6 protein-coding genes and 2 tRNA genes are annotated in these 7,447 nt (G+C 46.5%); 7 read left to right on the top strand and 1 reads right to left on the bottom strand.

What is annotated here, in order from left to right:
* Together ACWA6V_RS13925 and cysD are read left to right on the top strand one after the other, a co-directional pair.
* On the top strand, positions 1-715 hold a 715-nt coding region (locus tag ACWA6V_RS13925), incomplete at its 5' end, for a sodium-dependent bicarbonate transport family permease (RefSeq protein WP_449523054.1).
* Between the two features lie 36 nt (positions 716-751).
* Positions 752-1,672, top strand: coding sequence for a sulfate adenylyltransferase subunit CysD (gene cysD, locus ACWA6V_RS13920; protein ID WP_449523053.1), 921 nt, complete (start codon positions 752-754; stop codon positions 1,670-1,672).
* Between the two features lie 191 nt (positions 1,673-1,863).
* Here the strand turns inward: cysD and rtcR are convergent, their stop codons facing one another.
* The gene (gene rtcR / locus ACWA6V_RS13915; protein WP_449523052.1) at positions 1,864-3,468 is read right to left on the bottom strand and encodes an RNA repair transcriptional activator RtcR; all 1,605 of its coding nucleotides are present in this window, start codon (positions 3,466-3,468) and stop codon (positions 1,864-1,866) included.
* Between the two features lie 228 nt (positions 3,469-3,696).
* On the opposite strand from rtcR, the gene ACWA6V_RS13910 reads away from it, so the two are divergent.
* The 5 genes from ACWA6V_RS13910 to ACWA6V_RS13890 form a co-directional block, all read left to right on the top strand.
* The gene (locus ACWA6V_RS13910; protein ID WP_449523051.1) at positions 3,697-4,920 is read left to right on the top strand and encodes an RtcB family protein; all 1,224 of its coding nucleotides are present in this window, start codon (positions 3,697-3,699) and stop codon (positions 4,918-4,920) included.
* Between the two features lie 163 nt (positions 4,921-5,083).
* Positions 5,084-5,155 (top strand) — tRNA-OTHER (locus ACWA6V_RS13905).
* A tRNA-Asn gene (locus ACWA6V_RS13900) sits at positions 5,155-5,224 on the top strand. Before ACWA6V_RS13905 ends, ACWA6V_RS13900 begins: the two co-directional genes overlap by 1 nt.
* Positions 5,225-5,504: 280 nt before the next feature.
* Positions 5,505-6,668 carry a slipin family protein gene (locus tag ACWA6V_RS13895; protein ID WP_449523050.1) on the top strand — a complete coding sequence of 388 codons (1,164 nt, stop codon included), beginning with the start codon at positions 5,505-5,507 and terminating at the stop codon, positions 6,666-6,668.
* A gap of 85 nt (positions 6,669-6,753) precedes the next feature.
* A partial coding sequence (locus ACWA6V_RS13890) for a hypothetical protein (protein WP_449523049.1) occupies positions 6,754-7,447 on the top strand: 694 nt, incomplete at its 3' end.

The following is a 7,447-nucleotide window of genomic DNA, read 5'->3' as shown; positions in this document are numbered from 1 at the left end:
CTACCCGCTCCTGCGCAAATTCATCCTGCTCAACGCCGCCAACAGCGCCAGTATCGCCGCCCATTATGGTTCTGCCAGCGCGGGTACCTTTGCGGTGGCACTGGCGTTTGCGGAAGCCAACAACCTAACCATCGCCCCACAAACCACCTTGTACTTAGTGCTATTGGAATTGCCTGCGATTGTGGTCGCGATTTTGTTATACAAAAAAGCCACGGGCAGCACCGGAGGAATGAAGGGAATTTGGCACGAGGCGCTCACCAGTCGCGGAGTGGTTTTGCTCGCCGGCGGTGTGATTATTGGCTACCTCTACGGGCCAGACGCAAGCAAAGATATAGCCCCACTATTTCTCGGCGCGTTTAAAGCTTTGCTCGCCTTATTTTTATTGGAGATGGGCGTGTGCGCCTCGCAACATCTGCATCCTTTTCCCAAACAACATTGGCGCTTGATCAGCTTCGCTCTTATCGCGCCTTTTGCGTTGGCGGTGATAGGTATTGCCGCAGGCATTGCGTTAGGTTTACCTGAAGGCAGCACACTCATCCTGGCTGCGCTCACCGCTAGCGCCTCCTACATAGCCGCTCCTGCTGCAATCCAAGCCGCAATCAAAGAAGCCGATATCGGGCTCGCAATTTTTGCAGCGCTGGGTGTGACATTTCCGTTGAATGTGTTGGTGGGAATTCCGGTTTACTACCAGCTGCTCACGTGGATCAGCATCTAACTTCTTCTACTTATCACAATGATTCGCGGAGCATTTATGTACAGTCAAACGCATTTGCAACAATTGGAAGCCGAAGCGATTTATATCATCCGCGAAGTGGCAGCCAGCTTTGAAAACCCCTGCTTTTTTTATTCGATTGGCAAGGATTCCACGGTGATGCTGCACCTCGCTCGCAAAGCGTTTTATCCCGCGCCTGTTCCATTCACGCTCCTGCACGTTGATACAACCTGGGAATTTGCCGAGATGGCGCGCTTTCGCGATGCGATGGCAGCAAAACATAAACTGAAAATTTTGGTACACACCAATGAAGAAGCGCTGGCGATGGGCATTCACCCCATCACCTCTGGCTCGGTGAAATACAACGATATGATGAAAACCCAAGCCTTAAAACAGGCGATGAAACAGCATCAGTTTGATGCCGCATTGGGTGGCGCGCGGCGCGATGAAGAAAAATCGCGCGCAAAAGAGCGCGTATTCTCAGTGCGCGATTCACACCAAGGCTGGGACCCAAAAAATCAACGCCCTGAATTGTGGAACATCTACAACACCAACATCGACAAGGGTGAATCAGTACGCGTATTCCCGCTTTCCAACTGGACCGAGTTGGATATTTGGCAATACATCCTCAACGAAAATATTGAATTGGTCTCACTCTACTTGTCCGCCCCGCGCATGAGTTGGATCAGCGATGACGGCGGCCAATATTTAATTCTGGATGACGAGCGTATGCTGCCATTTTTGAGCGAAACCGAACGCGCCAGCCTGGCAATCCGCCCACTGCGCTGCCGGACGCTGGGTTGTTATCCACAAACCGGCGCCGTTTTAAGCGATGCAACCAGCCTGCAAGATGTGATTCAAGAATTAATCGCAAGCAAAACCAGCGAACGCGAAGGACGCATGCTGGATAAAGACCAGGTTGGGTCGATGGAGAAGAAAAAGCGCGAAGGGTATTTTTAGTGAATACCGAGTAGTTATGTGATTGCGGCTGCTTGGCTAATTGGTTTGCAAACTAAAAGTCGATAGTCATGTCAAATAAATCACCAAAAAGCCCCATCGCTATTCCAAGCCTCCCTGGAAGCAATATTGCACTCGATTTGCCCCATAGCACCACCATAGGCTATGAGCTGACCACAATCAAAATACCGCTATTACGATTTATTGGGAGTACAAATCTGCTGAAAGGTTAATCCAAATTTTTGTAGATATTGTTTAACACGATGTGAGTCATTTATGGATGATTTTTTGTCGCGACTCACATTAAACAATGTTCGCCCTGCCTCAGCCAAAGATCGACTCGCCTTGCACACCTTGATGACCTCACTCAACTGTAATCGATCAAACAAATCCAAATCTGCCAGTTGCGACGATGAGAAATAATTCTCCAGCAGGTGCTCACTCCCTGTCATATTCTCATTCTGAAAACCCTGCCACGCACGTTGCAAACGAATAATTTCCGCTGCGACCACTTCCTCAGTAATTCGCCCACCAACCGCCAGCGTTGCCATGCGCGTAATGCTGGAATTGAGATCGCGAAAGTTAGCCCGCCAGAGTGCTTGCGGGGAATAGGCAAATTGTAAGTAAGCCGCACGCGCCGCCTTATTAAAACTCACCTTGTAACCGGCCTTGCGCGCATAATTATTCAACTCGTGCTCAATATTCGGCTCCAAATCCTCGCTGCGCAATTTCAATGAAGGCAGCTCGTAAGTCCACAGATTGATTCGCGCCAATAAGTCTTCACGAAATAATCCTTGCCGCACCAATTCAAATAAATCGCGATGGGTACCAGCGATTAATTGGAAATCACTACTAACCGTTTGATCACCGCCAAAGGGCATAAAGATTTTTTCTTCGATCGCACGCAACAGCATTGCCTGTTCATCCAGACCAAGCTCACCTATTTCATCGAGAAATAACAACCCTTGATGGGCTTCGCGCAGCAAACCAGCGCGCGCATTGAGCGCGCCAGTAAACGCTCCCTTAACATGACCAAAGAGTGCCGACATTGCATTATCACCACGAAGTGTTGCGCAATTCACTTCAACCAAATTCCCTGACAACTGTCCTCGTTGTTTTTTCAATTCATAAATTCGTTTTGCCAACTGGGATTTTCCCGCCCCTGTGGGTCCATTTAGCAACATAGGCGCAGTAGATTTAATCGAGACCTGCTCCACCTGCGCAATCAATTCATTAAACGCTGCATTACGCGTTTGAATTCCACTCTTCAAATGGGTTACTGCATCGCGCGATTCTTTGGCAAAGCGCGACGCGATTTGGTCATAGCGCGACAGATCCAAATCAATCACATGATAGGTTCCTTGGACACCATTTTTGCCCGGCGATGACTGCAAGAGTTTGCCAGGAAGATAATGCGCCTCAGCCAACAAATACAAACAAATCTGTGCGACGTGCGTGCCCGTGGTGATATTTACAAAATAATTATTTTGCTCAACATCAAAAGTCTGACTCACGGCTACTGCATGAATCTGGCTATAGACCTGCTCAAAATCCCAGGGGTCTTCACAAGCAATTGGGACACTAGTGACTTTGGTGTGCGGCGAAACCTGAGCCATATCCTGCACTGTAAGATCCAGCAACAGTTGATCTTCAGGGAGATACATCAAGAGATACTCATCAACCTGAAACTCAGGGTGCATCAATAACGCAATACTCGGCCGCCAGCGCTCCCAGCGGCGCTTGCCCAAACCACCGTGATCCAGCCTCGACCCCAGAATTCCAATCACCACATTATTCATAAAGATATGTTCCTATCTATATTGATAGATATTAGACGTACAAAAATTCTACGCCAGCCACGAAAAACACTCAATTAAACTTTTTAATATATATAAAACAACAACTTATATTAAATTTAAGTTTATTTTTCAAAGTTGGCACTATGCCTGCAATAACAGCTATGTCAGCGAACAGCGAACAGCGAACAGCGAACAAAATGAAAGCAAAAACAACAGAAAGGTACGGATATGAGCAATTTTGAAGTCATGCATAACCAGGGTCAGGTGCCGGTTAAATCCTGGACGCGCGGAGTGAGTTTCGATGAGAACGCGCGCCAGCAGGTCAACAACATGGCGAGCATGTCGTTCATACATAAATGGATCGCAGTAATGCCTGATGTACACCTAGGTAAAGGCGCCACCATCGGCAGCGTAATTCCGACCATTGGCGCAATTATTCCGGCAGCAGTGGGCGTGGATTTGGGTTGCGGAATGATGGCTGCAAAAACCACCTTGAATGCATCGCAATTGCCTGACTCTTTGGCAACACTGCGCAGCGAAATTGAGAAAAAAGTTCCGCACGGAAGCACTCCTAAAATGCGCGGAGGCCGGGATAAGGGAGCTTGGCTAAATGCACCCGATGACGTCACCGCAGGCTGGGCACATCTTAACGACGGATTTGAAAAACTATGCGCAAAACATCCGTTTTTAAAGAACACCAACAATATGAATCATTTGGGAACTCTGGGTACAGGTAATCATTTTATTGAAATTTGTTTGGATGAAACTAACGCAGTCTGGGTGATGTTGCATAGCGGGTCGCGCGGTGTGGGTAATCGCATAGGGACGCATTTTATCGAGCAAGCAAAAAAAGATATGGCGCGCTGGTTTATTCATCTGCCCGATAAAGATTTGGCGTACATACCCGAAGGCAGCGAAAAATTTCGCGACTATGTAGAAGCCGTAGCCTGGGCGCAGGATTTTGCCCGCACCAATCGTGAAGTCATGATGGCGAGAACACTACAAGCGATGCGAGACATTTTGCAGGTACCGTTTGAAGCACATGTGGAGGCGGTAAATTGTCACCACAACTACATCAGCCGCGAACACCATTACGGAGAAGATGTGTGGGTAACACGTAAAGGAGCTGTGAGTGCGCGTAAAGGTGAGATGGGAATTATTCCGGGCAGCATGGGTGCGAAATCGTTCATCGTGCGCGGCCTTGGTAACGATGAAAGTTTTTGTAGCTGCAGCCACGGCGCAGGGCGCGTGATGTCACGTACTGAAGCAAAACGCCGCGTATCCATGAGCGAACATTTGCAAGCAACCGCTGGTGTTGAGTGCCGAAAAGATGAGGACGTAATTGATGAAACGCCTTCTGCGTACAAGCCCATCGAAAAAGTAATGGAAGCTCAAGCGGATTTAGTAGAAATCGTGCACACACTAAAACAGGTTTTGTGTGTGAAAGGTTAAAAAAATATCGCACCAAGGACGAGGCGATAAACAAGAATTTGGTGTGTTGTTGTAGACGGAAATATAACAACACTGTGTGATCACAGCGGCCCAGTATTGTTTACTGGCTGACACAAACGCCTCTGGCTATTTGTGTATCGGGATCATACAGGCACCAGATAGTGCCTTGTAGCTCAGCGGTAGAGCAGCGGAATCTAATCCGCAGGTCATTGGTTCGACTCCAATCATGGCTCCAATGCTATAGCTCATTTGGTAGAGCATCTCACTGTTAATGAGACGGTTGCCGGTTCAATTCCGGCTAGCAAACTGGTCTTCCAACCAGCTAAAAAATGAAACATCGCAGACCTCCGCGACAAATCGCTACTTATAAATGGATTTAGGATTTGGCAAAGGATTTCATTAGTAATGATTTATTAAACATGGCAATGCCATAACAGATACTTGGTTAAAGCGCGTTAATGCAAACAGCAGCGGATGCTGAAATTATTCAACAGATAGACGAGTGCAAAAACGCCCTCTAACAAAAACCGGTTATGCCTGCGCCATGTGGAGGCTCTGCTCCAACAAAACAAGGAAAAAGGAAAATGAAATTCAAGAAAAAATATTTACTTAACGATACCCAAATAGGTTTGCTGTATAAAGATCAGCAATTCCAGAAAGTACTGAACACTGGCACCCATGAATATTGGGATTGGCAAAATCGTCTGACACTACAGTCGGTAAACATCGCCACCACGTTGAGCGATGGTGTCAGCAAAGATATTTTATATCTCGCTGAAATACATTCGTCCGCTTTTGCAGACCACCTGCAGATGTGGGAAACCGGCGAGCACGAAATTGGATTGGTCTATCAGCAAGGTATTCTGCGCGACATTAAAGCACCCGGCCAACGCGGCGCTTACTGGAAGCAGAAACAAGCGATCACTATTGAAAAGCTGGATATCAGTGAGCACTTTTCGCTTTCGGAAAAACTGCTACGTGTTCTGTCCGGTGCGCGCGAACCTCTACTGAACCGTGCAGCTGCAACCGCTATTGCATTAAGCAACGTAACAGAAGGTCATATTGGGTTTTTGATAGTAGATGGCAATACTGTTAGCGCCTTGCAACCCGGTTTACACATGTGGTGGAAGTTCAACCGTGTGATTGAGGTTAAACAATTTGATTTGCGTTTACAAAATATGGAAGTCAATGGCCAAGAAATTTTGACCAAAGACCGCGTCAGCTTGCGTATTAACCTATCGGCCATGTGGCAAATCACAGACGCCGCTACCGTTAAACGCGAATTAGCAGATGCAAAGGATTACTTGTATCGCGAATTGCAATTGGCGTTGCGAACAATCGTTAGCACTCAAACACTGGATGAATTATTGGCCGACAAAAATTCACTCAACCAGCAGGTGTTGGCGATAGTGGCAGAAAAAGCGGCAACCTATGGAATTACACTAAAATCAGTCGGTGCGCGAGACATTATTTTGCCAGGTGAAATGAAAGCAATTTTGACTCAGGTAGTAGAGGCGCAAAAACTGGCCGAAGCCAACCTGATCAAACGGCAAGAAGAAACCCAGGCAACCCGTTCACTGCACAACACTGCGAAAGTCATGGAAGGCAACCCTGTGCTTCTGCGCTTGAAAGAACTGGAAGTGCTGGAAAAAATCACCGGCAAAATTAACACTCTGAACGTCTATGGCGGCTTGGATGGTGTGATGAATGATTTGGTGAGAATTACTGATAGAACTGCAAAAGCTTGAATTTGATCACCGGATTAATCTCCGGTGGTATTTTCATGCCAAAATGTATAAGCAGAAAAAATACTCAACATCAGGTTTTTAAAAAATGGAAACGTTAGAAAATTTCGGCATATCTCAAAAACTTTTTGAAGAGTGGAGAGAACCTCGCGAAGGAACTGATAATCCTACCAAAGCCAATAACCCAGTTTGGAATTGGCTGGTACAAACCAAACTGAGTGCATGGGCCGCTAATAAAGCATCAGAACATGATTACTACGCCGATGGACCAACTTGGTGCTTTGACAGATATGGTCAATCAACTAACCAACTGCCAGATGGACGGAAAATATATATAGGCGGAGAACATGAGGACTATTATGATCCGGACTTTTGTATTTACAACGATGTAGTTGTGGAGCACATTGATGGATCTCTAGATATTTATATCTATCCCCAAAGCGTTTTTTCAGCAACGGATTTCCACTCCGCAACATTGGTAAACGATGAAATATTTATAATTGGCCGTCTCGGTTATCATGATCAAAGACACATCAAACAAACGCCTGTTTTTATATTAAACATCAATAATTTTAGTATTCGTAAACAAGAGACAACTGGTAGTAACCCTGGATGGATTTTTGGGCACAATGCAACCCTTTTAGAGGATGGTAAAACTCTATTGATTCGCCAAGGTGAGATTTATAGCGGACCGGAAACTCCAGTTACCGAAAATATAAACGAATGGTGCCTTGACCTTAGCAGCGGCAGCTGGAAATTATCAAAGGAAAATAATTGGCCAC

Source organism: Cellvibrio sp. (assembly GCF_053579595.1).
This window is presented reverse-complemented; position numbering and strand designations above follow the sequence as displayed.